Below are 26,819 nucleotides of genomic sequence, written 5' to 3' on the forward strand. Positions count from 1 at the left end.
TATGATAGATAAATATAAAGTATTAAATAATGAAAAAATTCAATTTGATAGATATGATGAAGTAAAAACTGATAACGAAAAAATGAAAAATATAATGAAATCTAAGTTAAAGTCAAGAAAACAAGTAAATAAAAAATTAATAGCAGCAAGTATATCAGCAACACTTATACTAGGCTCTGTGGCTCTAACTAATGAAACTACATGGGCATATATTGATAGATTAGTAAATCATATTGAATCTTTCCTAGATAGAGATTATGGTGAATTTGAGAAGTACAAATTTGAAGGGAATCAATCAATAGAAGATAATGGATTAGTTCTTAATCTAGGAGATGTAATGCTTGATGATAGACAATTAATTATAAGTTTAAGTATGGATTATACTAATTTTGATTTTAAAGAGCATGGCATTAATAAAAAAGATTTTATACCAGATATACCAATAATAACTATAGGAGATATGTCTTTCCCTGGTCAAGGAGGGGGAATCATGCAAAGAGATTTAAGAGCTGAAAATAAAAAAGAGTTTTTATATACTGTTAATTTAACTAGTATTGACACTGACGGAGATGGACTTGTGGATACTGACTTTGAGATACTTGATAATCTAGAAAAAAATAAAGATTATAATTTAAAAATTAAATTTAAAGATTTTGATATAGGGGAATCAAAGACTGAAAAAGGAAGGTTATTAAGTAAAAGTTTTGGCAATTGGGAGTTTAACACAACTATAAATAGTTCTAATATATCTAGTGATTTAAAAATTGTTGATATTAACAAAGTTATGGATATAGGTAAAGGGGTTAAATTTAAAATTGATCAAGTAAGAATTTCTCCTACTTCAGTGAATATTAAAACACAATTAGAAGGAGATGAGTCCAATGTAACATCCTTAATACATAATGCAGATGTCTCTGTAAAAGATGAAAGTGGAAATAGATTATTTGGTGGGGGAATTGGTAATTCAAATGGAAATGGCATATACCATAATTTTGAACGTAAAGGTAGCGAAAAGAAGATTACTATAATTCCTGTAATCTATTCTGAAAATAATACTAAATATTTTGAAGATGAAAAAATAGAAATAGATATTCCTTAAATTAATATTTTTTAATAATACCAATGATTATTAATATAGTCATTGGTATTATTTATTTTTATTAAACTTTTGTGAATTTTTAATAAGGTTATATAAATATTTTAGATAATATAATTGCAAAAAAAGTGTAATAAAAAAATATCGAAAAACAATAAAAAAGTATTGAAATATATTTTTATGTATTATATAATTTATTTATCGAAAAACAATAATTATATATCGCGTATGGAGGAAAATATGAAAAAATATATTTTAAATTTAATACCATTTATTATAAGTATAGGATGTTTTGTAAGTTTTAATTTTATAGGAAGTGAAGTAGCACCAGATGGTACTTTAGTAGAGCCATTTTTCTTAATACCTATAGGATATCTATTTTTATTTATAGGAATAATAGGAGTATTAGTTAGAGTAGGATTAAATTATTTTAAAAGATCAAAATGTAATCAATAGATAAATTAAAAGCTGGCATATAAGCCAGCTTTTTCATATATATAGAATTTATGTTAAGTATAAAATTGTTTAGAATTAATAAAAATGAGGTTAATCATATATTGATTTTGAGTATTCAGTTGGAGAAATACCAAATGATGTCTTAAATTTTTTAGAAAAATAGTGAATAGAAGAAAACCCAAGCATATCAGATATTTCACTAATAGTATAAGAAGTGTTTTTAATAAGTTCTTTACTTTTTGATAATTTTAATTCATTTATATAATTTTTTACAGTATTATCCATATTCTTTTTAAATAATGAGTGTATCATAGATGGACTTATACAAAAATGACTACATAATGTATTTATAGATAATTTTTCGTATATATGTTCATCTATAAATAAAAGTATTTCATTTAATAAGCTGTTTTCATAAGTTTGTCGCATGTGAGTCGTTGGTTTAGATTGAAAGTAGGTATTTTTTAGTCTGGCAGTATGTATAATAAGCTGTTTTAAGTAACAAATAGATAAATCATTGGAGTATATATCGTCGTTTGAAAGTTCTTCTATAAGTTTGCTTATAATATTGTAGGATTCTCTTTCTAAAGTAAATACTTTATTACAAAGTACTTCATAGTCATTAGAGTCCATTTTAAAGTTAATAGTTAAGTAAGAGCTAATATTATTTAAAGTAGCTTGAGTATGAAATTGAAATGGAGCATAAAATATGAGATCGCCTTGTTTTAAATTATATTCTTTACCATCTACATTAGTAGATAGGTTTCCTTTATCAACATATGTAAGCTCCCAATAAGGGTGAGATTCACCAGCAAAAGAATAGTTAGTCCCCTTTTCTTGATAAAACTTAGTATAAATTTGATCAATATTAAGGGAAGATGAAATTTTAGTATAAGTATATTCTTCTTTTAGATTTATAGACTTAAATTCATCTTTAGATATTATGCTTACTTCACTTTCATCTGAAATTGATATTAAATTGAAATATATTCCTTTTTTTAAGTTAATTATCCTATTTATTATAAAAGATTTTATATCTTTTCCATCTAATGAAACTAGTATCATAACAACACCTTTATTTACTTTTAAAAAGGTAGAGTTATCAGATGTTAATTTTAACTTCTTAATACTTTTGTTTTTTATATTTATATCTTTTGAAAAATCTCTATCTAAACTATCACAAACTAGTTCCCCAAAATTTTTAAAGGTAGGATTAGTAGTTTTTATGAACATGGATACCCCCTAAAAAGTTTAATATGTTAAAATTTTCCCCTAATATAATTTTATACTATTTAATATGGTATGTAAATTAAGATAAATAAAAGTGTATTTATTAAAAAAGTTGTAAAGGAAAATGTTTATTCTAAGTAAATTAGGGTATAAAAGTAAAAAATGTATAATGAATTATTTTTGTAGGATGAAACAATCCTAAAGTGAATTTATTAAGTAAAATATATGAATAAAAGTTCAAAGTAAATTTTATAAAAATTGGTTTTAAAATATTTAATTTTAATATAAAATAAAATTATAAGATATAAGTATAGACGTAGTAAATATTTGTCTAACAACTTATACAGACATAAGTCATAGTATATACTATAGGTAAATTGACTTATATAATTAACTGTGATAAAATCATTTAAAAATTTATATTTAAAGGAGATATGAGTATGTTAGAACCTGAACCCGAAAGGACCATCTTACAATCAATTTTTAAAAATGTGAAGGACTTTATAAATAATATTATTCACATTATAACAGGTAAAAAAGAAAATAATGAATTAGATAATCTAGCTGTAGATAGTAAGTTTGAATTAAACGATAAAGTAGCTAGAGAAATTATGGTATCAAGTAAAGATGCATTTTTAATAGATGTAAATGAAAATATAGATACTATATTAGATGATATATCTATAATAAATTATTCGAAAATACCTGTATACGAAGAATATGTAGACAATATAATAGGAGTCTTACATGTAAAAGATTTAATGATTGAGGCTAGAAAAGAAGGATTTAAAAATATAGACATAAGAAAGATTCTTCATAAACCATGTTTCATACCAGAAACTAAAAATGTAAGTGAATTATTCAATTCAATAGATTCACAAAATGATAATTTATTTATATTAATAGATGAATATGGAGCATTTTCAGGCATAGTAAGTATGGAAGATTTAATCTGTGAGATCAAGGGTATAACTTATGACAAAAGTGATTTACACCATGATAAAATCAAAAAAATAGATGACAACAACTTTATGGTTAAAGGAGTATTAAGTGTAAGTGACTTTAACGAAATATTTAATGTTAACATTGAAGAAGGAGATTATGACACCTTAAACGGTTATATTATAAATCAGCTAGGAAAGATTCCAAATGAGAACGAAGACATACAGATTAATTTAGGGAAGTTAATTCTTAAATTAATAAGAATTAATAAAAGAAGAATAGAAGATATTCAAATAAGTATATTATAGGTGTAGATTATTCTACACCTTTTTATAATATTATAAAAAATAATAGTATCTATTTGATATACATAATAGAGTAACTTTTAATTATATATTGTCATATACATATACAAAATAAAAAAATCAACTAGGGGGATTTTACATGCAATTAAATAATGACAATATGAATAAAAATAATATGAATAATAAATCTTTACAAGGGCAAGGAACAAATCAACAATTTCCAGGTGGGTCTCAAAATCAAGGAACAAATCAACAGTTTCCAGGAGGATCTCAAAATCAAGGAACAAATCAACAGTTTCCAGGAGGATCTCAAAATCAAGGAACAAATCAACAGTTTCCAGGAGGATCTCAAAATCAAGGAACAAATCAATTATTTCCAGGAGGATCTCAAAATCAAGGAACAAATCAGCAATTTCCAGGAGGATCTCAAAATCAAGGAACAAACCAACAATTTCCAGGAGGATCCCAAAATCAAGGAACAAATCAACAATTTCCAGGAGAATCTCAAAATCAAGGTGTAAATCAACAATTTCAAGGAGGATCCCAAAATCAAGGAACAAATCAACAATTTCAAGGAGGATCCCCAGGACAAGTTGGTTTACCAAGCATGCCACCGCAACCACAACCACAGCAACAACAACAACAACTAAAGTCAAAGCCTCAGCCTGATAGTGGTAATGAAAGGTCAAGAGTAAAGATAAAGTCAGTATTTGACGATAAATTTGTAGTAATTGGTAGAGATGTTTTTTTATATGCAACAGCTCAAAATGCTAATAGCGGTGATACATTTAGACTTATAATAGATGGTAATAAAGCAAGAATAAGAGAAGCAGGAGGAAGTTTCGTAAGAGTAGATAATAGAGATTTTTTAATTGCAGATACTGATAGAAGAGGAGCTACAGAGTTTACAATATATAGAACAGGTGATAGAGAATATGTATTAAGGGCACCTAATGGATACTTTGTTAGAGTTAGAGAAAGTGATGCTAGACTAGTAGCAAGGGCAGTAAATGCTGATGAAAGAACTAGATTTAAATTTAGAAGAGTAGACTAAAAATAAAGCGTACCTTATAATTTTATAAGGTACGCTTTATTTGATTAAAAAATGAATTTTATATTTTTCTATATCTTTTTAGACCTACTATATTTAATAATGAAAGTATTATAGCAAAGAGTAGCAATATAATTATATCCATATATATATCATTAAAGGTATATCCTTTTAGGACTACACCACTAAGTGCATTAGAACCATAGTATAGTGGTGTAAATCTAGATAAAACTTGTAACCAATTAGCCATAGATTCTACTGGAATTATTCCTGTAAAAAATATTTGAGGTACTATTATAATTGGTACAAATTGCATCATCTGAAATTCTGAATTTGCAAAAGTAGACATTAAAACACCTAAAGTTAATGCTACAAAGGCTATTAATATATTTATAATTATTACTAAAAATACACTTCCAACTATTTTTATATTTAGTATATATACAGAAAATAGTACTAAAATTATAGTTTGTATAACTGAGAATAATCCATAACCTAGTAAGTAACCTCTTATAATCTCACTTCTTTTAATTGGAGTAGAAAGCAGTTTGTCTAATGTACCTGAAGTTCTTTCCTTTAAAAGAGATATACCTGATACTAAAAATACAAAGAAGAATACAAAAAATCCAATTAGTATAGGGTTTAAAGTATCAAAGTAAGATAAATTTTTATCTCCATATATATAGTTATTTTTAACAGATACTTTGCTAATACCTAAGTTAGCGCTTAAGTTAGGTGTATTTTTAGCAAAGGCAAATTGCTTTTGATATGAGCTAAGTGAATTTTTAATATTAATCATTTCGTCTTTTGCTAATGTAGCATTTATCTTAGCTTCAATCTGTTTACTATTTTGAGGAGAACTATTTTCATAAGTAACATTTAAAGTATTATCATCTAAATATATAAATGCGCTTAAATCATCTTTTATATTATCTTTATTTGAATAATTTAGTATATTTAAATCTGTTTCCTTTAAGTTATCATTAAATTCACTATTAGTATTATAAACACCTATATTTAGTTTTACATCTTTACTTGAATTAAATAAAAAATATACTAAAGACATAACTATAAGAGGTGCAAACATCATAAGAGCTAGGGTTCTTTTATCGTTTATAGTTTGTTTTATAATTCTAATTGCTAATGCTTTAACTCTCATTTAGTTTCACCTCCTAATTTTAAAAATATTTCTTCTATAGTATTAACTTCAAATTCTTTTATTAAATTATTAGGAGTACCAGTAGCAATTATTTTACCGTCCCTTATTAAAGCTAATCTATCACATTTTACTGCTTCATCCATAACGTGAGTTGTTACTATTATAGATTTTCCTTCATTTTTTAAGTTATAAAGCTCATTCCATATATCAAATCTAAGGCGAGGGTCTATACCTACAGTAGGTTCATCTAATATTAAAAGAGCAGGGTCTTGAATTAGAGATATAGCAAGTGATAGTCTTCTTTTCATACCTCCTGAAAAACTTTTAACTTTTTTAGAAAGGTGATTTTCAAGATTAACTAATTTTGAAGTATAATCTATTCTTTCTTTTATTTTAGATTTATTTAATCCAAATATTTTTCCAAAGAAATCTAAATTTTCTTTTGCACTTAAATCTTCATATAAAGCATCTGACTGTGCCATATATCCTATGTTTTGTAATACATCTAAATTAGGAATGGGTTTATTAAATACTTTTATAAATCCGCTATCTATTTTTTCCATACCTATTATAGCTTTAACAAAAGTCGTTTTACCAGCACCAGAAGGTCCTATAAGACCAACTATTTCACCTTTTTTTATATCTAAGCTTAAATCATCTAAAATTATAGATTTAGATAGTTTCTTAGATATATTTGAAACTTCAACAATATTCATAAAATACTCCTTTCTATTTTAGTATGTACTGTGCTTATTAATGATTATACTACAATTACAATAAAGTTAGAAAACTTAAGGATAATTAAAATTTTCATATAAAAATAAATTTATAAGTTTAATTTAAAATAATATATATTTATGTAAGTTATTCCAAATGAGAAATAAGTATTGACATTTTTCTACAAAATATGTAATATGAAGTTAACTTCATGTGAAATAAACTTCATATGAAAATTAAATATTATAATATTTAGAGGTGAACTATTTGGAGGATAAATTTATACAACGTGTTATTATATCAGTAATAATTATTCTAATGGGAATTATCGAAATGGTAATTAATTCATCTATAGAAGTAAATTTTGGATATTTAACCGCAATTATAGGTGGAATTCTTTTTATATTATCTATTGCTTCTAACATTAAATATCAAGTAAATAAAGAAGAAATAGATAAAGAATTTTCAAGAAAGTACGATGAAAGAGATGACTTAATAGATGGTAAAGTTGCTAAATTTACTTTAAGGGTTTTAATAGCTATAATCCTACTTACTATGTTCATTTCAAACTGGGTCAAAATTCAAACTGATAATGCTTTATTAATTATAATAATATCTTTTATGGTCACTGAATTTTTAGCTAGAAAATATTATAATAGTAGGATTTAATTAGGAGTGATTTGGTGAGGAATAGAGTAAAAGAATTACGGTTAGAACATGGATTAACACAACAAGAATTAGCTGATAAGGTATATGTATCTTCGAGAACAATAATATCTTTAGAAAAACAAAAATATAACCCATCTGTTTTACTTGCATATAGAATTGCTTCAGTTTTTGATTTATCGATTGAAGAAGCATTTATATTTGATGATGGGGACAAATAAGAAATGGAGAAATGAAAATAATGAGAATAGCATTTATAATTTTTGGAATAATTTTAACACTTTGGGGAATACATAGAATGAAAACTGATGATGCATTTTTTGGAAAAAGCCAAACAGGTAAAAACATATTTAATTTAATATTAATGGGAGAAGCATCTGGGCTAGGACAATTTTTAGGTGGAGTTTTATGTATAGTTATAGGTATAATATCTTTTATAATTAAATAAATAAAAGAGAGGACTTTTAAGTCCTCTTTTTATTAATCTATTATTTCTATAGATTTTATATTATTTTTATCTAAAGATATAGAACTACCAAGTTCAAATCCAGAGACAGTAAGTAAACTTACATATTGATTAGAATTAAATTTGTCCATCCAATCAAGTAGGGCATTAAAGTTTTTAATGTTATTTCTTTCTACTATTTTAGTAAAGCCATTATTAAAGGTTATTTTTAATTTATCAACGCTCAAATATGTCACACCTTTCAAAATTTAGTACATAATAGGTATTAAAGAGCCTAAGTCTAATAATTTTTCATCACTTAAAGAAATAATTTCTTTATTTTTAGATTTAACAAAATCATAAATTTTATCATAATCAGGGTGAAGCTTGATATTACCGTAAAAAGCTAATTCTTTATGAGATATAAGTCCGCTACATCCACCTATAAATCCATAATTCATATTAAATAAATCAATATTTCCTTTAGATATAAGTAAACAATCAATATTGTGTTTTATTACTTCTTTATATATACCTTCATCTGAAGTTATAATAGAATTTTCATCAACAATACATACTGAACATTTTGTATATCCTTGATTTACATTAATCATAGTAAGATTATTTTCTTTTATGTACTTTAAAATGTTTTTGTCTGTATAATCAAAATTATGAATAGCATACTTTCCAAACAAGCAAACATTATATTGTATATTGTTTGGATATTTACTTTCTATAGGTAGATTTCCTTTTATAACATTAAAGTTATACTTTTTTAATTTATCATTATAATAATCATAGACATCAGGAGATACAACTATATTTTCATCATTTAATTTAAATATACTTATATCTGGATGAAACTTTATAGCATCATAAGAATTTTTACATCCAATTGTTTTTATTAAATCTATACCTCTAGCTCTTAAATTTTTCTCCATAGTAGGAGTAATTCTTTTGTCTACTATTGCTAATTTAACATAGTCATTAACTATAAAAGAATCTTTTATAAATTTCATAAATTTTCTCCTAAATATATAATAATTTTAGCTTATCATAAAAATTTAATATTTTACAATATTAAAAGGCATGTTTTTACATGCCTTTTAAGTAACTTTATTATTTGTTATCTTCACTATTACTTTCATAAATATTAGGATCTTGAGATGGATAAGAGTTATTTGTATTTATTACTCTAAAATTTATTAAATCAGTAGTTTCACTATCAGAACTTTCAAAAACGTCGTTATTATCTATTATTTGATTGTATTGGTCATCAAAATGATTTAAAAATGATAAATTATCATGTTTTTTGTTAGAGTTTTTTTTCATTTTATACTCCTTTGATAATAAATTATATATTAAAAGTATATGTAAGCTAATATATTTTATACTAATACTTAGATTAAATTGTTATAAATTTAGATAATATAAAGATTGAAAATGGGTAATATATATACAAATGGGTAATATATATAAAAATGTAAATAAATAATTAATAAATAAAATAAAAGTCTTGTCATAATAAATAAGAAAAGGTTATAATATTAAAGAAAAATAACATTTACATTTTAATTATATTGGTAAATAAAGTTTTGTTAATTGTCGAAAAGTATTGAAAAATGATATGTGTGGGGCAAGGCTTCTAATATTTAATTTTTAAGAAGTGCATATTATAAATACTTAGACTAGATAAATAAACTAAATTTATCAGAAATTAAACAAAAGTAGAGGGCGAGAAAATATGACAATACTAATAAATGCACTAGGCATAATTATTTTGTTAGGAATATTGTATCTATTATCATCTGATAAAAAAGCAATAAATAAAAAGATGATAGCTAAAGCATTTATAATACAATTTATCCTAGCATTTTTACTGGTAAAATTCCCACTTGGAAGAGCTGCACTACAAAAGGTATCTGATGTAGTAACTGCTACTTTAAGTTATGGATTTGAAGGTTTATCATTTGTATTTGGGCCACTAGCAGATTCAGGTGCTCCAACAGGGATGATATTTGGTATACAAGTTTTAGGTAACATAATATTTATATCAGCGTTAGTAGCTGCATTATACTACTTAGGTATAATAGGAGCTGTTGTTAAAGCAATAGGTGGGGTTATAGGTAAAGTACTTGGAACTTCTAAAGTAGAAAGTTTCGTTGCTGTTGCTAATATGTTCTTAGGACAAACTGAATCTCCAATATTAGTTTCAAAGTACTTATCAGGAATGACTAAAAGTGAAATAATGTTAGTTTTAGTATCTGGTATGGGTAGTATGTCTGCAACTGTTTTAATGGGATATGCAGGTCTTGGAATACCTATGGAATACTTACTTATAGGTGGAGCATTAGTGCCACTTGGAAGTATAATAGTATCTAAGATAATACTTCCAGAAACAGAAGTTGAACATGAATTTGTAGCTAAGGGTCATGAACATGAAGGTGCTAAAGAAGAAATAAGCATAGATAATAAAGGGGATAATCCAAACCTTATATCTGCAATATCTCAAGGTGCTAATGACGGGCTTCAAATGGCATTAGGTATAGGTGCTTCACTTATAGCTATAATAGCTTTAGTTGCACTTGTTAATGGTATATTAGGAGTTGTAGGATTATCATTAGAACAAATATTATCATATATATTTGCACCAATAGGAGCATTAATGGGTCTTCCTACAGACAAGATATTAACAGCTTCTCAGCTTTTAGGAAGTAAGTTAGTATTAAATGAATTCGTTGCTTTTGGACAATTAGGTACAATGTTACCAAACTTAGACTACAGAACTGGTCTTATGATGGCAATATCTCTTTGTGGATTTGCTAATATATCAAGTATGGGTATATGTATATCAGGAATATCAGTATTCTGTCCAGAAAAGAGAAGTTTATTAGCTAAATTAGCATTCAAAGGAATGTTAGGTGGATTCTTCGTTAGTGTACTAAGTGCATTAGTAGTTGGATTAATAATAGCTATATAATTAAATAAATAAGATTATTAAGGAGGAACGAATCGTTCCTTCTTTTTTTGTTATACTAATTAAGATATAAATAAAAAGGAGAGTTAAAATGGAAAATAAATTTATAAAAAGAACAGCCATTTTAATAGGTGAAGATGGATTAGAGAAACTTAAAAATTCAAATATTCTAGTTATAGGAGTAGGGGGAGTAGGAAGCTTTTGTGTAGAAGCTTTAGTAAGAGCTGGAATAGGAAATATAACTATAGTAGATTATGCTAAAGTTTGTGAAAGTGATTTTAATAGGCAACTACCAGGGCTTAACTCAAAATTAGGCAAAGACAAAGTAGAAGTAGTAAAAGAAAGGCTTTTAGATATAAATAAAAACTTAAATATAAAAGCTATAAATACTATATTTAATAAAGATACTAGCAAAGAAATAATTAATGATGATTATGATTATGTAGTAGATGCAATAGATATGGTATCATCTAAAATTCATTTAATAGAAGAGTGTAAAAAAAGAAATATACCAATAATTAGTTCTATGGGTATGGGCAATAAATTAGATCCAACAAAAATAGAAGTAAGTGATATTTCAAAAACTCATACTTGTCCTCTAGCTAAAGTAGTAAGAAAAGAATTAAGGGACAGAAATATTGATCATTTAAAAGTAGTTTTTTCAAGTGAAAACCCTTTAGAGTTAAAAGAAAAAATATCAGATGGTCATAGAATAATTCCTGGAAGTATATCTTTTATGTCATCTTCTGGAGGTCTTATTATAGCATCTGAAGTTGTTAGAGATTTGTTAAATAATAAATAGAATTTTTTCTATAATTTCTTTAAGTGGCAATGATAATAAATATTGCATATTATAATTAAATTCTAATTATAGCATGGCTACGGGGGGAGTATGTTTGATTAATTTTATTATTTATTTAATGTGTATTATTTTATTTATTTTTTCATTTATAAGAGATTCAAAAAAAACAAAAAGTGCTTTTGTAAAAGGTGTGAAATCATTAGAAGCGATAATGCCTCAATTTTTTCTTATCGTAATTATAATTGCTATAATCTTATCTGTATTAGACACAGAGTCTATATCAAAGCTTATTGGCGAAGAATCAAAATTTATTGGAACAACTATATCATCAGTGATAGGTGCAGTTACTATGATGCCTACATTTGTGGCTTTTTCAGTAGGGGATTCTCTACTTAAAAGTGGGGCTGGATATGCACAAGTAGCAGCATTTATATCAACTTCTACTATGGTTGGAATACTAACACTTCCACTAGAATCAAAATTTATAGGAAAGAAGGCTGCTTTTTATAGAAATGTTGTAGCATTTTTATTTGCTTTTGTAGTAGCTTCTTTTGTAGGGGGAATTTTAGGATGATAAATATAAGATTTATTTTAAATAGATATAAATATGTACTTATTGGATTTATTATTTGCATATTTATATATTTTTTTAATAATAATTTGGGAACTAATATTTTTAGTAACGTAAAATCTAGTACTTTGCAGATGTTAGGTATACTTCCAGGGGTTATGATTTTACTTTCTCTTTTGGATGAGTGGGTTCCTAGAGAGTATTTTATTAAGTATATGGGAAATAAATCAGGGCTACTTGGTATATTTTTATCTTTTGCTTTAGCTTGTTTTGCAGCAGGTCCTATGTATGCAGCATTTCCTTTTGCCAAAGTTCTTATGGATAAAGGGGTTAGGTTTTCAAATATAATTATATTTTTAAATGCTTGGTGTGTTGTTAAGATTTCTACGTTGACATTTGAAATAGATGCTCTTGGATATGAGTTTACATTAGTTAGACTTATAGTTGATATAATTGGAGTAATATTTATGGGATACTTAGTTGAGTTTATAGATAAAAAACAAATACCTTTTAGTAGAAGACATAATGCCTAAAGGTATTATATCTTCTAAAATATTATACAAATGTTTTAGTTTTATTAACTATAGAATTTGTAATTAGGTCAAATTTAACGTAATTTCCAAATTGGACTTGGTCTAAATATTCTACAATTATAGGATTTAAATCAACGTAAATATTTGATGCAAATATACCTATATTTTCAATTGGTTTAAGCTTTATATGAAAACCATTATCTACTAAACTTAATTTTATATTTTTTAGATTATTTATAGCTTGTTTAGTTTGAGATACTATATCCATACATTCTATTGTTGAGTTTTTAATAATTTCTATTATTTCATTTATATTAATTTCTATATTTAAATCTTTAGTGTTTTCATCTTTGCATTTAAATGCTTTGTCAATTATATAGTAAAGTATTGTTTTTTCAAGTATTGGTAGCTTAGTTGGTGAATTAGCTATTATTTTTGGTAAGTAAATTTCCATATTGTATCCTTTCTATTATGTATTTATTGGTTATTATAACATGAATTTATGTTAAATTTAATCTATGATAATGAGATGATATTAGTAAGTGTATGAAAAAAAGCTAGGAGGAACGATTCGTTCCTCCTTCTTTTAATATATATTTTTTAATGGTATTTGCACAAATATTAAGGATAACATTATTATCAAAGAAGCCAATGTGGTAGTATTAGAATAAAGCTAAATTAAGGGGAAGATTATAGTATTATATATATTAAATTTTAATAATTGCCAATAAATTAAATTCACACTCAGTATAAGTGATATTAAGCGTGCCACTATATTTTTTTACAATATCATCTATGTTTTCAATACCAAAGCCATGCATATTTGCATCTAACTTAGTAGAGTTATACTTTCCACTTTTAAATTTAATAACACCATTATAATTATTAGAAATAGAGTAACTAAAATAACCTTTATTGCAGCGAGCTTTTAAAGATATTTTTCTCTGTGAAATGTCACTTAACTTTAAAGAAGCCTCAATAGCGTTATCAAGTGTATTTGAAAAAATAGAACAAAGGTCAATATCTTCTAAAGGAAGAATCTCGTCTATATCAATATTAAAAAAACAATCAATTTGATTTTGTATTGCTAAATTGTATTTTGAATTTATAACTGCATTTACAATACTATTTTTACAAAACACTCTATTGCTTACATTAAACTTATCTGAAAGTTCATTAAAATAATCTTTTGCACCTTCTAAATTATCATATTCTAAAAATGAATATATTACAGATAAGTGGTTATTCATATCGTGATGTAGCTTTCTTACATTTTTTTGATTTTCTTCAAGCTCTCTATAGTAGCTATATTCTAGTTTTAGGTTTTGATTTTCAAGGCGATTTTTAACATTTTTAACTATATACTCAATAAGAAATATCATACTCAAGCTAGTAATTATACATGCAATTGCTATGGGATATGCTTGATATTCTTTTCCTAAAGGTGTATTTATAATTGTTGTTATTATGGAAATAAAAGGTGCTAAGCATATAATATCTATCATAATCCATGTTTTTATATCAATATATCTACCTATATTACTTAGCTTGTCTTTAGAAAAATGGTAAATTAAAAACCAAGAAAATGAAATAATACACATTTCTAGTGTTTGAGCAAAATAATCCATCCATAAAGTTTCACCTAAATAAATATAAACCTTAGCACAAAAGTCATTGGCCATTAAATTTATAGATACTACAATAGGATAAAAAATCATTACAGCAGAAATATTTTTAATATAGCTAGATTTATAAAAAACAACCATTATTAAAATAAAACCAATCATAGTATAAAAAACATTAACAATATCTGAAGTATATATAATTACATTTGGAATAAGATAAGCACCAAGTATAGAAGTAAATTTAGCATATTTATTATCTTTAACTGATGAAAAATTTGATATAACCTTATAAAAATAGTAGCTTGTTACTGCATAAAGTATTAAAGTTGTAAGATTGTAAATTATATCATACATAAAAGTACCTACCTTAGCATTGTTTTTGCAAATTCAATCATAAATGAATTATATCTACCACGACTTATAGGTAATGTTTCTTTATTTATAACTAAACTACTAGATTCTACTGAAGATACATGATTGATATTAATAAGATAACGTTGATGAATTCTTACGAAAAATGAAGGTAGATTTTTTTCAAGATTGTCTAGTTTATCATAAAAATCTATAGTTTCCGTGAAAGTAACTGCATTTACCTTACGCCTATCGCTAGTAAAATAATAGGTATTACTTAAGTTTATCTTTTCAGTTTTAGATTTGGATTCTACAATATAAAACTTATCTTGAATTTCATCTAATTCTTCAAGAGCAGAGTTTAAAACCTGTCCTATTTTTTCTGGTTTATAAGGCTTTAATATATAGTTAAATGCCTTAACTTCATACCCTTGAAAAACAAAATCGGGATATGATGTAACAAATATAATTATAGATTTTTTATTATGTAATCTAATGTTTTTGGCAGTATCTATTCCATTTAGAACTTTCATTTCTATATCTGAAAATATAATATCATAATTTTCTTTAGTAATTGAATCAATAAGACTTTCCCCACAATCAAATTCATAGATTTTATAATCTAACCCCTTTAAATCTAAATGTATTGATAATATATTTTTTAGTAAATTAATTTGAGATTTTTCATCATCACATATTGCAATTTTTAGCATAAAAATTATCCCCCCTACTTTTTTATTATAGCATACCAAAAATTACAATATCACTGCAAAAGATTACATTTGGTACAGTTTTTAATTGTGCCTTAAAAATATACAATTAAATTATAAAATATTAGGAGGGAAGATTATGCTTAAAGTTAAGAATTTATATAAAAGTTATAAAACAGGAAATGTAAATTATGATGTACTAAAAAATATATCTTTTGATGTGAAAAAAGGAGAGTTTGTAGCTGTTATGGGGCCATCAGGAAGTGGAAAAACTACACTTTTAAATTGTATTTCTTGCTTTGTGCCTTTTGAAAAAGGTGAAATATTACTTGGAGGAGAAAATATATCAGGATTAAATGAAGAAAGTTTAGCGGATATAAGAAATCAAAAGTTAGGATTTGTTTTTCAGGACTTTATGTTATTAGATGGATTAAGTGTAATAGAAAATATTTGTTTACCACAAATTATAGCAGATAAAGATGTTACTAAAATGGAAGTACTAGCAAATAAGCTTTGTACTACTTTTGGTATTTCACATATTAAAGATAAATATCCAGCAGAAATATCAGGAGGAGAAAAACAACGTAGTGCTGTTGCAAGAGCTCTTATTAATAAACCATATATTATTTTAGCAGATGAACCAACTGGAAACTTAGATAGTAAATCATGTAGAGCTGTTATAGATTCGTTTGTTCAAGCAAAAAAAGAATTAGGTGCAACTGTATTTATGGTAACTCACGATAGTTTTGCAGCATCATTTTGTGATAGAGTTATAGTTCTTAAAGATGGTGAAGTATATACAGAGCTTACTAAAACTACAAATAGAATTGAGTTTATGGATAGACTCCTAGATACACTTAAAAAACTAGGAGGTGATGATAGTGACAATGAATAATGTTATATCAAAGCTTAGAAAAAACAGCATAAAAAATTATTATATGCTTGCTTTTTGTATAACCTTATCAGTTTTATTAGTTACTTCATATGCATTGATGTTTTTTAGTCCAACAGTAATGAACATCTTACCATCAGGAGGAGATAGTAGAAAACAAGGTTATATGATATTTTCTATAGCAATTATTGGATGTGCTGTATTTACAACTTATGCATCTTCTTTATTCTATAAATATAAAAGTCGTGAGTTTGGAATTTTAATGGCATTAGGAGAAAGAAAGTCAAAGCTTAAAAAAGTTTTATTAAAAGAACTTATATTAATTATTCCTATATGTTTAATAGTTGGGGTGGTTCTTAGTATTCCTGTTTCTTATATAATATGGAAAGTTTTTCAGATATTTATTATAGATACAAAAGAAATGACATATCAATTTGGAGCTACAGGACTTATATTTGGATTTGGATTTTGCATTTTTGTAACATTATGTATATTTATAAATGGTGCTAAGTTTATAAAAAGAAGTAATATTATGGATATTATTTATGAACAAAGAAAGTCTGAAGTTGTAAAAGATATTAAACCTTGGACTGGTGTAGTTGGCTGGATATTAGTTATAAGTGGATTATTTTTAGGATATGGTGTTCCAAATATAATAGTAGAAATAATAGGATATATTATGCCATCTATATGGAATGTTATGTATTTATTATCATTTTTAGGTCTTTATATGGTATTAACTCACGCAATAATCTATAGCAAAAAAGGAAAAAATCCTAAAAAGTATTATAAAAATATTATATCAACAAATATGATGAGATTTTCAGGAAAACAGACAGTTAGGAACATGTGTGTAATAACATTTTTAATTGCAGGAGGATTGTTTGCAGCATTTTATACACCTACAATTATGGCTAGTCTTTTAGTAGATATAAAAAACAATCCTATAGATTATGCTTTTTACTATAAAGGAAATGAAAATCAAATAAATAAAGAAGAAATATATTCTCTTTCTAAGGATAATAATGTTTCTATAACAGATTACTATGAAGTAGATGCTATTTCACTTATTACAAATGGATATTATAGAGATTATGATGAAAATAATATGCTTATAAATGAGTATGTAGAAAAGATGCAGTATAATGCGTTTTTCAAAGAAAGTGATTTTAATAAAGTATCAGGACAAAATATTGATGTTACTAAAGGCGAGTATTATAAAGTTATAGCTGAGGGAGAATCTGAAAGCATTTGGTCAAAATTTAATGATTTAGATAAAATAACTCATCCAGCAACAGGTGAATCTGACAAAATAAAATTTGCAGGAACAGTTTCTTTTAGACCTTTTGCGAAAAAACATCAAGGAAAGTATGTAATATCAGATGAAGATTATTTAAGACTTTCAAAAGGATTACCAAAAGAACAATACGAGAAGTTTGTGTTATTTAATGTTATAAATCCTAATGAAACTTATGAATTTGCTAAAGCTTTAAAAGAAGAAATTATAAATAGAAGTTCAAAAGATGTAGCAGTATTAACTTCTTTTGATGAGTATGAAAAAATGTTAGCACAAAAAAATGGAGGAGAGTATGATTATGATATCAAGTTAGAACTTTCTTCAGATAATAATCAACTTTTTAATGAGTGGAAGTATTATCCTATGTTTAAACCTTTAGATAAACAAGATTTACTTAAGAATATGGCTGTATTTATTATGTTATTCATTTATATAGCAATAATATGTTTAGCATCAACTGCAATAATAGCCTATACTAGAGCAGTAACTATTGGACTTGATAATAAACAGCTATTTTCAGATATAAAAAAGCTTGGAGCAAACAAAAAATATATTGAAAAAAATATTAAAAAGCAGCTAGCTAAGGTATTTATATATCCAACAGTAATAGGAAGTATTTTTACATATATGATATATCTTACTATATTCTACGGAAATAGCGGAGGTAATATATCGCAAGGAGAGTTTTTAGCTCTTGTTGTAGGATTATTAATAATTTTACTAGTAATATTATTTATGTTTATAATATATAAGTTTTCTCTTGAAAAAGTTAAAAAGATAGCAAAAATTTAGATAGCAGTGTATATTTATGCTTGCCTATATAACTATTTGAATGATTAATATATTAATTAAAGAAAATATAAAACTATTAGTAAATTTTATTATTTTAAACTATAATATAAAATTTAATAAATAACTGTACCTGAGATTTTAAAGTGTTTAAATACATAAGGTACAGTTATTTTTATATTATGTTTGTTTAACATAATTAATATTTAATAATATTTTAGACACTAGAAATAACACAGGCAATTCTATTAAAGGTCCTATTATAAGCGCTAATGATATTAAAGGCTCATTAGGAAAAGCTGAAACTGCTATTGCAAGTGCTATAGGTGAGTTTCTAGCTAAAGTAGTTAAGTTTAAAGCAACATTATCCTCTTTACTTAATTTTATTTTTCTACCAACAACTTGTCCAATAACTAAGTTAATTATAAAAAATAGTAGCACCGGTAGTAAAAGCTGTAAAAGTACTTGAGGATTTTTAAGTAATACTTTACCTTGAGATGCAAACATTGAAATTATTGCTAAATTTAAAAAATAACCTTGGTAATCACAAGCCTTTGGAGATATATTTTCTTCAAAATAACTTAAACCTTTTTTATTAATTGTAATTTTTCTAAAAATAGTAGCTAATAAAAGAGGTATAAATAAGCTTACAACCATTCCTTGAGTAAGGCTTAATGCATCTATGTTTACACTTGAGCCTCCAATTAAAAATACATACACAGGAAGCAGTAGTAATTGAAGCATAAAGTTTAGTGGTAAAATTGATGCTCCTAATGCAACATTACCTTTTGCTATAGCTGTAAATATTAAATACCAATCAGTACAAGGTGTTACCATAAGCATTATAAATCCAATTAAAAGCTCTGGACTATTTTGTAAGAAAAATTTCCCTAAAAAGAATATTAAAATAGGTGTCCATACAAAATTTATAAGTATTGCTGTTAATGTAAACTTTATATTTTTAAATGATTTTGTAATATCTTTTAATGGTATTTGTATAAATACTAAAAATAACATTATTATCAAAGAAGGCATAATTAAATATTCAGAATAGGTTTGTATAATATTTATTTGCCCGAGTATTATTCCTATTAAAACCATCAATAATATAATCAAACTTTGAAATTTATTAATATTGTCCATTTTAAACCTCCTTATATATTTACAATTTTATAGATATTTATTATCAATTGCAACTGTTTATTAAGAAGAATTAAAATATAAAAAATGGGAAAATAAAAGAGGAACGATTCGTTCCTCTTTATCTAAAGTTTATATTCAATTATATTATCATCACAATTAGTAATTATTACTGGAGTGATTAAAGATATATGCTCTGCTCATATTGTAAAAACTATATTAGATGATACATATGGAAGCTAATAAAGATTTATGAAAAACACTAAAATAATAGATAAAAAGGGAATGTATTTCATTCCTTTTTTTATTTTATATGTTTAAAAGAATTGTTGGTTTTTAAATATATGATACTGATATTAAGTTATAATATAAGTATGCAAAAATTGTAGGGGGGATTTTATAGAAGCCATTACGACAGATATAGTTGATGATGAATTTCACAACAAAATAGACAAAGAGTTTTTAGAAAGGCAAAAAGCAAAATGTTATACGTTAACTAATCCACCGGTAGAAAAAGCAACCCAAGGGATACTTAGCAATTATAAAGTAGTAAAAAAAGGAATTTTATACTTCGCTGATTATTATAGTGATGGATAGTAAAGAAGAGATAAGGGGGAGATAGTTTGGATAAAAAAATACTATATTCATTATTAATTACTATAGGTATAGTTTTGGTATGTGTGTTTGTTGTAAATATGGTTTTAAATGCTGTATTAGGAGAGCTTGGGATATATGTATCAATGTTTGCAACTATAATATTTACCATAATTTATTGTACTCAACTAATACTTAGTAAATTAGATAATAAATAAAGAGTGTAAAAATGTTATAAATAGGAATGTTCACGAAAACATCTATTTTTATGTACACTTATTTTCTTATAAGTTATTAAAGGATATTAAATTAATATGTAAAATTTTATGTAGTAGTGTTTATTATAAAATTTTTATTAAAAGGGGATAAGCAAAGTGATTAATAGCAAAAATTTAATAATAAGACAATTGGAATTAGGAGATGAAGAATACTTATATAAATGGTAGAATGATGGAGATATGATGGAACATGCTACTCATGTATTTGGAACTTTACAGAGTAAAGAATCGATAAAGAAGAGCATTTTAAAAGATATTGAAGATACAACAATGTTTCCAAATTCTAAAAGATTTATTATTTGTAAAAAAGATACTTTGGTTCCGATAGGGGAAATAAATTATTGTAATTGGGATAGTAGGAATCAGAAAGCTGAGTTAGGCATAAAAATATGCAATATTGAAGAGCAAGGTAAAGGTAATGGAGTAGATGCTTTATATCACTTTATAGATTTTATGTTCAAGTTCTTAAATATAAATAAAATAGAGCTGACTACTATGAGTGATAATAAAAGAGCACAACAATTATATAGAAAATTAGGCTTTAAAGAAATTGGTATAATTAGAGAGGCTTATTTTGATAGTCGATATGGTAAGTTTGCAGATGTAATGTATATGGATTTATTAAAAAAAGATTGGGATAATTTAAAAAGTGACATACTTAAATTTGAGAGAATTGAAGAATTCATATAACAGGAAAAATAAAAAGCTGGCAGGAAAAAATCCTACCAGCTTTAACACAGAAAACAAATTTAACACAGAAAGGTATCTGTATTAAAATTGAACATTTAACATTATATCATAAATTTTATAAAAAGTATAATAAGAATAGTGAATATATTTTTAAAAATTATTTAAATATTAATACTTTTCTACTATTCCAAGTTCTTTTTTTAAAGCATCTTGTAGTATTTGAGAAAAATTTAAATTTTGTTTCATAGCTTCTATATTTAACCATTGTGGAATAGTTAAAGTTTTCTTTATAGATATATTATCGAAAGCCTTTCTTACTCTAGGCATTATTGCATTTACAGACATTAAAAACTCATTATCCTTTAACTTATCTTTATATTCAATAGGATTTATTGGATCTGGTAAATCTTCATTGTCTTTTTCCCTTCCATATATTCCAAATTCTAAGCATTCAGTTATATTTTTTAAGAGTTCTTCTAAGTCTTCACCATCTGTATATACTTCACCAAAATTTGGGACATATGCTGCATAATATTCATCAGGACGTGAATCATCTTTTTCTAAAGATACTACGGCTATATAAGTATAAAAATCTTTTTTCATTTTTTATTTTCTCCTTTGATAATAATTGGTTTGTTAATATAAAGAAAAATAGACTTAAGATAATTTTTTAATTTATTATTTATATATAAAATAACACGTATTTGAATACGTGTAAATAGGTAAATACAAAATAATCCAATATATAAATAATTATATTTTTAGTTGTGATTTATTTATTTTTATAAATTTAATAATAAATTTAATTCTATTTGTTAAACATAGTAATGAACTTACTAAGAAATGAAAAGAGGACAGCTATGTTTAAAATCAAAGTTATATTTTTAATTACAATAGCACTAATAAGCACACCTATAATAGGAATATGTGAAGGAAAACATGATAAATTAACACTAGGTGGAAAATATATAAAAGAAAGAAAAGTAGAAGATGAACATGATGTTGATAATAGTGAAGAACATTATAGCCTAGAAAGATTTTTTAGACCATCTAATATGCCTATATTAAACGATAGAATAGAAACTTCACTTTACGATATCTATAATGGCAAACCTTCTGATGTAAAATTACCTAAAAAGCTTTTAGAAAATCCAAGGGACACTATAATAAACTATTTTAGTGTTTTAAGAGAAGCAGCAAATCCTACTAAAAGCACAAACACTGGATGTGGTACATTAGGTGAAGCAAAGGGTCCTTATCCTGTTTCATATAACTTTTTATCAGACTCTTATAAAGAAAAATATTCATATAAAGATTATTTAAAATCATTTGAAAACAAGCTACACATTAATTTAATAAAGCTAAATGAAGTTCCACCAAGTGAAAATAATCCTAATGAAATTAAGTACTTTGTTGAACTAGAAGTAATAGAAGGCTCTAAGGAGCAAAAGGGATTATTTACATATTATTATGGATATATTTATTTAGATAAAGAAAATGGATATTATAAAATTAAAGATATAAAATATACAGCTGAAAACTATTTGTGTGCACCTTATCATGGATGGTCATATGATGCAAGGAGTCTTGTTGCCATTGAGTATGGAGATTGGTGTTCTTTAGTTAGTGGTGATATAGATGTTAAGGAAGAAGGATATGAAAAGAGAGTTTATTTTAATGATAAAGATGGAAATGAATACTATGTTTTATTTTATCAGTTAACTAATGGTGTTGATATAAAAATAGCTGATTATAAAAAAGGTAAAGATGGCAAATGGGAATTAATTTATATTTACCCTGAAAAATGCCTAGAGAAGAAAAAGAATTAAAATAAAAAGGGATGAAATTCATCCCTTTTTTATACTTAATATATTGTTAGATAAATTATTAATACTATCAGTAAGATTTAATAGCTTTCCTTCAATTCGTATAAGTAAATACATAGACAAAGTGATAGGAAATCCAATATTAGATATTAAAGTTTGTATATCAAATTCCATAATATCACCTATATTATAATACTAAATCGTATTCAGTAGTGCCAGTCTCAACAACTTTAGCCTCAACTAAAGAATCTAAATCCTCACCATTTACCTTAAATATATTTTTAGATAATATAGTATTCATAGCTGTTTTTATTTCAGATTCAGTTAAATTTTCTCTAGGGTCATCAACTGATATAGATATTTTTTTACCAGATAAAGTTTTAAAAGACATAATTAATTTTTTCTTGATTTCCATAGCATACCTCCTTAAAATTATAATTAATACTAAGCTGATAAAGTATTGTTATCAACTTTAGCCACTTCAAGTAATGTTTGATTTTGAAGTGATGATAATATAGTCCCTACGTCATATACATCTTGATCAGTTGCATCTGGATTTACATTTGAGTAAGACTTTGTTCTTACTACTGTTTTACCAGTTTCATCATCTTTTCCACAATCAAATCTAAGCTTTAAATATGATGGATTTTTAGTTATAGTTACTGCCATTTTCATTCCCCCTTTAAATTTAAACTATAAGTAACTTCCCTTACTTATAATTAGATAGTACTTAAGATTAAACACATGTAGTTAAAACATAAGTGTACAAATTTTGTTTAGGAGGAGAATATGAAGATAAAAAATGAAGATGTTAGTGAAAGATTAGAGGTGCTACTTGAAATAGTAGGTAAGGAGAAGTTTTTAGAAATAGCTAGAATGTATGGAGGGAGTAATATTTATATACCAACATATACTAGCGCTATAAAAAATGCTAGAAATAGAGAGATTATAAAAAAATACAATGGGTTTAATGTAAATAATTTAGCTAGAGAGTACAATATGAGTGTTACTCATATAAAAAGAATACTAAAAGAAGATATAACAACAGCTAAATTAATTAGACAAAGCTAATTAAATAAAGGGGGATTTATATTAAAGAATTATTATTTAATGAAAATTTAAGAGCTCTTGGGATTACTGAAATTAAGAAAAAAGAATTAGCAGATGCTACAATAACCCCACTTGGTCATGAAAGACTACTAACTGGAGCACTAGCGTTAGCATACACAGGATATGATGTTTTAACTAATAAGGTAAATTTATAATAAAGTATTTATTAAAATTATTGGAGACTAATAAAATAGGTTTAAGATTTAATAAAGGAAGGGATTCAAAATAACATGTAATCCCTTCCTTTTTATATTTATATACTAAGTTTTATTTGTTTAAAATTTGTAACGAGTCGTACCACTATACGTATAACCAATCGTCAACAAGTGGTGAAAAAAATTGTAACGACTCGTATTAAAATATAGGACAAGAAAAAGAAGAAGAAAAAGAATAAGATAAAGAAGAATAATAAAAAGAAGAAGTAAGTAATGTAGATTTAATTTGTTTATTAATATAAATAACTAGTTTATTTAATGAACACTAAATTGATAAATAATAGATATAAAGTTTAAGTATGCTTTGTCTAAAAAACTTTGAACTATTTTGTACTTGGTAAATAATTCAATAAAATGTATAATATAACCAAAGTTAGTAACTGTAATTTAACGTCAATTATTTTTCGTTAAACAAATACATAAGTTAGAAAGCTAGGGGGTAAATATCATTATGGATTATGGTCTGTTAAATAGGGGAAGCTTACTATTTGGGGTGATTGCTGTTATACTTCCAATAATTAATCTTATGAGGGAGAATAAGTCTATTAATAAGAATTGGAGTATTTTCTCTATAGCTAGTGCTAGTGCATGTGCTATTTCATTATGTATGCAAATTTTCTACATAAATCATTTAGTTAATATAGAGGACTGGACAGCAATGATGGATACTTTAAGTACAGTAGCACTTGCATCAGCATTACTTCTTGTAATTACAATTACACTAAATGCTATTGTTTGTTCTATATATTGTAAAATAAAATCTTAAATTTAGTAAAAGATGCACCTTAGTATTTTAATATATTGAAATAACTAAGGTACATCTTTTTTTATCTATAATTTATCACAAAGTTGGCTAATAAAGCCAAATATTAAAATATATATTTTTTACTTTAGTCATAATATAAAAATCAATGTGATATATATGTAATATAGAGATATAAATATATCACATATATGAAGGGGGATTTATTTATGAAAGAGTTAAACAAGTATTCAATTTTTTTTGCACTTTTTGGATTTTTAGGTTTTAAAGAATTAAACGGTGACCCACTAGGACTTATATATTTTGCCTTCTTTGGTCAATTAGCTAATTATTGGTGGTACAAGCTAGGTGATTGTGAAGATGAGAGATTAATTTACAATAAACATAGAGCAGCTTCTATAGTATTTCCTGCATGTTTTGCTATAGCAATTGTATCAAGTGTATTAATTCAGTTATATACAGTAGATGTACTAACACTTTATAGACTACAAATATTAATAGTAGCACTTACTTTTGCAATATCAATGAATTTATGGGCATTTTTAACTTACAAATTTGATTTAGGGAAGTAAAGATTATGGCAAAGTTTATTAGTAATTTAAAGAAATATCGTCAATTTAATGAGTTAACTCAAGAAGAATTAGCTAATAAAGTTAGTGTTAGAAGAGAAACTATAGCTCGTTTAGAAAATGCAAAATACAATCCTTCACTTGAATTAGCTGTTAGAATTTCAAGGGAGTTAAATACTCCCATTGAAGAATTATTTATTTTTGAATTTTAATAAATTTAGAGAAATGTAGAAATAGGTTCACAGGTGTATTTTTAATGAATAACGGAATAGTAAAATGGTTTAACAATGAAAAAGGATTTGGTTTTATATCAGTAGAAGATATTAAAGAATAATATTAATATAATGCGAACGAAAAGTAGGAGTTATCCAATTGGTACACCCCTATTTTTTTATTATTGAAGTTGTTTCTAATATCAACATTGACTTAAAACATAGCCTATTTTTTTAATTTTTCCAAATACATATAAATAAATCATCTTAAAAATTTAACCTTATTTATATTTGTATCAATTGTATTTATCTTGATTTATATTTGTATCAATTGTATTTATCTTGTCTCTTACTTTATTTCATTATTTGTCTCTGTTAGATAATTTTGTGATTAATAGTAAATAAAAATGACTATAGGTATTGAAAACACAGTAACCTTTAGTCATTTTACTCTTTTCTCATTAATTACCACTATAAAAAAATGAGTTCATTTAAAAAAAGTTACCTGTGATAATTAATACTTGTTCGTATTATATTAAAATTACGTATTTTTATACATTCATACTGACCAGATAAAATAAGTTCATATAATCCGGAAAATTAACTCTTGCAAGACTTGATTCCATTCAAAATTCTTTATATTCTTGACAAACTCATTAAACACATAATTTTAAGTAAATTAACAATTAAAATATTCTTTCTTATAGATCTTGACTCCTTGATTTGTTTGAAATAATATTTCTTACTATACATAACGTCTTTAAATTATAATTTGTGACAGAAAAAAGTTTTAAGACTTTTAAAAAAA

Annotated in this window: 34 protein-coding genes and 1 pseudogene; 21 read left to right on the forward strand and 14 right to left on the reverse strand. The window is 25.3% G+C overall.

Translation table 11 applies throughout. The features are described 5' to 3' along the window. Nucleotide 1 precedes the first annotated feature (1 nt). Together FRIFI_RS04515 and FRIFI_RS04520 are read left to right on the forward strand one after the other, a co-directional pair. The gene (locus tag FRIFI_RS04515; RefSeq protein ID WP_166505106.1) at nt 2-1,099 is read left to right on the forward strand and encodes a DUF4179 domain-containing protein; all 1,098 of its coding nucleotides are present in this window, start codon (nt 2-4) and stop codon (nt 1,097-1,099) included. Nucleotides 1,100-1,336: 237 nt separating this feature from the next. Beyond that, the gene (locus tag FRIFI_RS04520; protein WP_092926566.1) at nt 1,337-1,552 is read left to right on the forward strand and encodes a DUF3955 domain-containing protein; all 216 of its coding nucleotides are present in this window, start codon (nt 1,337-1,339) and stop codon (nt 1,550-1,552) included. A gap of 90 nt (nt 1,553-1,642) precedes the next feature. Here the strand turns inward: FRIFI_RS04520 and FRIFI_RS04525 are convergent, their stop codons facing one another. Next, nucleotides 1,643-2,785: an AraC family transcriptional regulator gene (locus tag FRIFI_RS04525; protein WP_166505107.1), complete on the reverse strand. Its 1,143-nt coding sequence runs from the start codon at nt 2,783-2,785 to the stop codon at nt 1,643-1,645. Nucleotides 2,786-3,222: 437 nt separating this feature from the next. On the opposite strand from FRIFI_RS04525, the gene FRIFI_RS04530 reads away from it, so the two are divergent. Then, nucleotides 3,223-4,032, forward strand: a complete 810-nt coding sequence (locus FRIFI_RS04530) for a transporter associated domain-containing protein (protein WP_166505108.1) — start codon at nt 3,223-3,225, stop codon at nt 4,030-4,032. Between the two features lie 136 nt (nt 4,033-4,168). Next, nucleotides 4,169-5,083 (forward strand): hypothetical protein, encoded by a 915-nt coding sequence (locus FRIFI_RS04535; RefSeq protein ID WP_166505109.1) that lies wholly within the window; start codon nt 4,169-4,171, stop codon nt 5,081-5,083. 58 nt (nt 5,084-5,141) lie between these two features. Here FRIFI_RS04535 and FRIFI_RS04540 read toward each other — a convergent pair whose 3' ends face one another. Further along, entirely contained in the window at nt 5,142-6,239 is a 1,098-nt protein-coding gene (locus FRIFI_RS04540) for an ABC transporter permease (RefSeq protein WP_166505110.1), read from the reverse strand. After that, nucleotides 6,236-6,955, reverse strand: coding sequence for an ABC transporter ATP-binding protein (locus FRIFI_RS04545; protein ID WP_166505111.1), 720 nt, complete (start codon nt 6,953-6,955; stop codon nt 6,236-6,238). The genes FRIFI_RS04540 and FRIFI_RS04545 overlap by 4 nt, the downstream gene beginning before the upstream one ends. A gap of 268 nt (nt 6,956-7,223) precedes the next feature. Here FRIFI_RS04545 and FRIFI_RS04550 point away from each other — a divergent pair, with 268 nt between their 5' ends. From FRIFI_RS04550 to FRIFI_RS04560, 3 genes are read left to right on the forward strand one after another with little or no spacing between them, the layout of a single operon-like run. Then, entirely contained in the window at nt 7,224-7,625 is a 402-nt protein-coding gene (locus FRIFI_RS04550; protein WP_166505112.1) for a DUF2178 domain-containing protein, read from the forward strand. Between the two features lie 14 nt (nt 7,626-7,639). Beyond that, the gene (locus FRIFI_RS04555; protein WP_166505113.1) at nt 7,640-7,843 is read left to right on the forward strand and encodes a helix-turn-helix transcriptional regulator; all 204 of its coding nucleotides are present in this window, start codon (nt 7,640-7,642) and stop codon (nt 7,841-7,843) included. 20 nt (nt 7,844-7,863) lie between these two features. Continuing rightward, nucleotides 7,864-8,070, forward strand: coding sequence for a hypothetical protein (locus FRIFI_RS04560; protein WP_202819467.1), 207 nt, complete (start codon nt 7,864-7,866; stop codon nt 8,068-8,070). Nucleotides 8,071-8,102: 32 nt separating this feature from the next. On the opposite strand, the gene FRIFI_RS04565 is transcribed toward FRIFI_RS04560, so the two are convergent. The 3 genes from FRIFI_RS04565 to FRIFI_RS04575 form a co-directional block, all read right to left on the reverse strand. Beyond that, nucleotides 8,103-8,315 carry a hypothetical protein gene (locus FRIFI_RS04565; RefSeq protein WP_092926554.1) on the reverse strand — a complete coding sequence of 71 codons (213 nt, stop codon included), beginning with the start codon at nt 8,313-8,315 and terminating at the stop codon, nt 8,103-8,105. A 21-nt stretch (nt 8,316-8,336) separates the two neighbouring features. Continuing rightward, nucleotides 8,337-9,086, reverse strand: coding sequence for a DUF6873 family GME fold protein (locus tag FRIFI_RS04570; RefSeq protein WP_166505115.1), 750 nt, complete (start codon nt 9,084-9,086; stop codon nt 8,337-8,339). A gap of 100 nt (nt 9,087-9,186) precedes the next feature. After that, complete coding sequence (locus tag FRIFI_RS04575; protein ID WP_092926550.1) at nt 9,187-9,399, reverse strand: hypothetical protein; 213 nt, start codon at nt 9,397-9,399, stop codon at nt 9,187-9,189. A gap of 412 nt (nt 9,400-9,811) precedes the next feature. Between FRIFI_RS04575 and FRIFI_RS04580 the strand changes: the two genes are divergently transcribed. The 4 genes from FRIFI_RS04580 (at nt 9,812) to FRIFI_RS04595 (ending at nt 12,950) form a co-directional block, all read left to right on the forward strand. Further along, nucleotides 9,812-11,047, forward strand: coding sequence for a NupC/NupG family nucleoside CNT transporter (locus tag FRIFI_RS04580; protein ID WP_092926548.1), 1,236 nt, complete (start codon nt 9,812-9,814; stop codon nt 11,045-11,047). Nucleotides 11,048-11,135: 88 nt separating this feature from the next. Beyond that, entirely contained in the window at nt 11,136-11,846 is a 711-nt protein-coding gene (locus FRIFI_RS04585) for a tRNA threonylcarbamoyladenosine dehydratase (protein ID WP_166505116.1), read from the forward strand. A gap of 94 nt (nt 11,847-11,940) precedes the next feature. Further along, nucleotides 11,941-12,420: a permease gene (locus tag FRIFI_RS04590; RefSeq protein WP_166505117.1), complete on the forward strand. Its 480-nt coding sequence runs from the start codon at nt 11,941-11,943 to the stop codon at nt 12,418-12,420. Next, a complete protein-coding gene (locus tag FRIFI_RS04595; protein ID WP_166505118.1) occupies nt 12,417-12,950 on the forward strand; it encodes a permease in 534 nt (177 codons plus the stop codon). The genes FRIFI_RS04590 and FRIFI_RS04595 overlap by 4 nt, the downstream gene beginning before the upstream one ends. Nucleotides 12,951-12,972: 22 nt before the next feature. Here FRIFI_RS04595 and FRIFI_RS04600 read toward each other — a convergent pair whose 3' ends face one another. From FRIFI_RS04600 to FRIFI_RS04610, 3 genes are all read right to left on the reverse strand, one after another. Further along, entirely contained in the window at nt 12,973-13,404 is a 432-nt protein-coding gene (locus tag FRIFI_RS04600) for a hypothetical protein (protein ID WP_166505119.1), read from the reverse strand. A 253-nt stretch (nt 13,405-13,657) separates the two neighbouring features. Continuing rightward, on the reverse strand, nt 13,658-14,929 hold the full coding sequence (locus FRIFI_RS04605; RefSeq protein ID WP_166505120.1) for a sensor histidine kinase: 1,272 nt from the start codon (nt 14,927-14,929) through the stop codon (nt 13,658-13,660). A gap of 8 nt (nt 14,930-14,937) precedes the next feature. Further along, nucleotides 14,938-15,639 carry a LytR/AlgR family response regulator transcription factor gene (locus FRIFI_RS04610; RefSeq protein WP_166505121.1) on the reverse strand — a complete coding sequence of 234 codons (702 nt, stop codon included), beginning with the start codon at nt 15,637-15,639 and terminating at the stop codon, nt 14,938-14,940. A 136-nt stretch (nt 15,640-15,775) separates the two neighbouring features. On the opposite strand from FRIFI_RS04610, the gene FRIFI_RS04615 reads away from it, so the two are divergent. Both FRIFI_RS04615 and FRIFI_RS04620 read left to right on the forward strand, forming a co-directional pair. Continuing rightward, nucleotides 15,776-16,531 carry an ABC transporter ATP-binding protein gene (locus FRIFI_RS04615; RefSeq protein ID WP_166505122.1) on the forward strand — a complete coding sequence of 252 codons (756 nt, stop codon included), beginning with the start codon at nt 15,776-15,778 and terminating at the stop codon, nt 16,529-16,531. Then, nucleotides 16,524-18,617 (forward strand): FtsX-like permease family protein, encoded by a 2,094-nt coding sequence (locus tag FRIFI_RS04620; RefSeq protein ID WP_242977270.1) that lies wholly within the window; start codon nt 16,524-16,526, stop codon nt 18,615-18,617. The genes FRIFI_RS04615 and FRIFI_RS04620 overlap by 8 nt, the downstream gene beginning before the upstream one ends. A 177-nt stretch (nt 18,618-18,794) precedes the next feature. Here the strand turns inward: FRIFI_RS04620 and FRIFI_RS04625 are convergent, their stop codons facing one another. Further along, entirely contained in the window at nt 18,795-19,757 is a 963-nt protein-coding gene (locus FRIFI_RS04625; protein ID WP_166505124.1) for an arsenic resistance protein, read from the reverse strand. A gap of 620 nt (nt 19,758-20,377) precedes the next feature. On the opposite strand from FRIFI_RS04625, the gene FRIFI_RS04630 reads away from it, so the two are divergent. Then, nucleotides 20,378-20,566, forward strand: a complete 189-nt coding sequence (locus tag FRIFI_RS04630; RefSeq protein WP_092926528.1) for a hypothetical protein — start codon at nt 20,378-20,380, stop codon at nt 20,564-20,566. A gap of 243 nt (nt 20,567-20,809) precedes the next feature. Then, entirely contained in the window at nt 20,810-21,316 is a 507-nt protein-coding gene (locus FRIFI_RS04635; RefSeq protein WP_242977271.1) for a GNAT family N-acetyltransferase, read from the forward strand. 168 nt (nt 21,317-21,484) lie between these two features. Here FRIFI_RS04635 and FRIFI_RS04640 read toward each other — a convergent pair whose 3' ends face one another. After that, on the reverse strand, nt 21,485-21,919 hold the full coding sequence (locus FRIFI_RS04640) for a type II toxin-antitoxin system HicB family antitoxin (RefSeq protein ID WP_166505125.1): 435 nt from the start codon (nt 21,917-21,919) through the stop codon (nt 21,485-21,487). Nucleotides 21,920-22,176: 257 nt separating this feature from the next. Between FRIFI_RS04640 and FRIFI_RS04645 the strand changes: the two genes are divergently transcribed. Beyond that, nucleotides 22,177-23,145 (forward strand): hypothetical protein, encoded by a 969-nt coding sequence (locus FRIFI_RS04645; RefSeq protein ID WP_166505126.1) that lies wholly within the window; start codon nt 22,177-22,179, stop codon nt 23,143-23,145. Nucleotides 23,146-23,163: 18 nt separating this feature from the next. Here the strand turns inward: FRIFI_RS04645 and FRIFI_RS15515 are convergent, their stop codons facing one another. Genes FRIFI_RS15515 through FRIFI_RS04660 form a run of 3 tightly spaced genes read right to left on the reverse strand, consistent with a single transcriptional unit; the run spans nt 23,164 to nt 23,811 of the window. After that, nucleotides 23,164-23,316 (reverse strand): YvrJ family protein, encoded by a 153-nt coding sequence (locus tag FRIFI_RS15515; RefSeq protein WP_092926520.1) that lies wholly within the window; start codon nt 23,314-23,316, stop codon nt 23,164-23,166. A 13-nt stretch (nt 23,317-23,329) separates the two neighbouring features. Next, the gene (locus FRIFI_RS04655) at nt 23,330-23,557 is read right to left on the reverse strand and encodes a DUF2922 domain-containing protein (RefSeq protein WP_092926518.1); all 228 of its coding nucleotides are present in this window, start codon (nt 23,555-23,557) and stop codon (nt 23,330-23,332) included. A 29-nt stretch (nt 23,558-23,586) separates the two neighbouring features. Further along, complete coding sequence (locus FRIFI_RS04660; RefSeq protein WP_166505127.1) at nt 23,587-23,811, reverse strand: DUF1659 domain-containing protein; 225 nt, start codon at nt 23,809-23,811, stop codon at nt 23,587-23,589. 120 nt (nt 23,812-23,931) lie between these two features. Here FRIFI_RS04660 and FRIFI_RS04665 point away from each other — a divergent pair, with 120 nt between their 5' ends. From FRIFI_RS04665 to FRIFI_RS15450, 5 genes and pseudogenes are all read left to right on the forward strand, one after another. Next, nucleotides 23,932-24,213 (forward strand): Mor transcription activator family protein, encoded by a 282-nt coding sequence (locus tag FRIFI_RS04665; RefSeq protein WP_166505128.1) that lies wholly within the window; start codon nt 23,932-23,934, stop codon nt 24,211-24,213. 705 nt (nt 24,214-24,918) lie between these two features. After that, complete coding sequence (locus tag FRIFI_RS04670; protein ID WP_166505129.1) at nt 24,919-25,233, forward strand: hypothetical protein; 315 nt, start codon at nt 24,919-24,921, stop codon at nt 25,231-25,233. A gap of 206 nt (nt 25,234-25,439) precedes the next feature. After that, on the forward strand, nt 25,440-25,802 hold the full coding sequence (locus FRIFI_RS04675; RefSeq protein ID WP_166505130.1) for a DUF3796 domain-containing protein: 363 nt from the start codon (nt 25,440-25,442) through the stop codon (nt 25,800-25,802). 5 nt (nt 25,803-25,807) lie between these two features. Then, entirely contained in the window at nt 25,808-26,011 is a 204-nt protein-coding gene (locus FRIFI_RS04680) for a helix-turn-helix transcriptional regulator (RefSeq protein ID WP_166505131.1), read from the forward strand. Nucleotides 26,012-26,055: 44 nt separating this feature from the next. Continuing rightward, a pseudogene (locus FRIFI_RS15450) lies at nt 26,056-26,130 on the forward strand (cold-shock protein); the annotation flags it as partial. Between the last annotated feature and the right edge of the window lie 689 nt (nt 26,131-26,819).

This window comes from Romboutsia hominis (genome assembly GCF_900002575.1).
Classification (GTDB): domain Bacteria; phylum Bacillota; class Clostridia; order Peptostreptococcales; family Peptostreptococcaceae; genus Romboutsia_C; species Romboutsia_C hominis.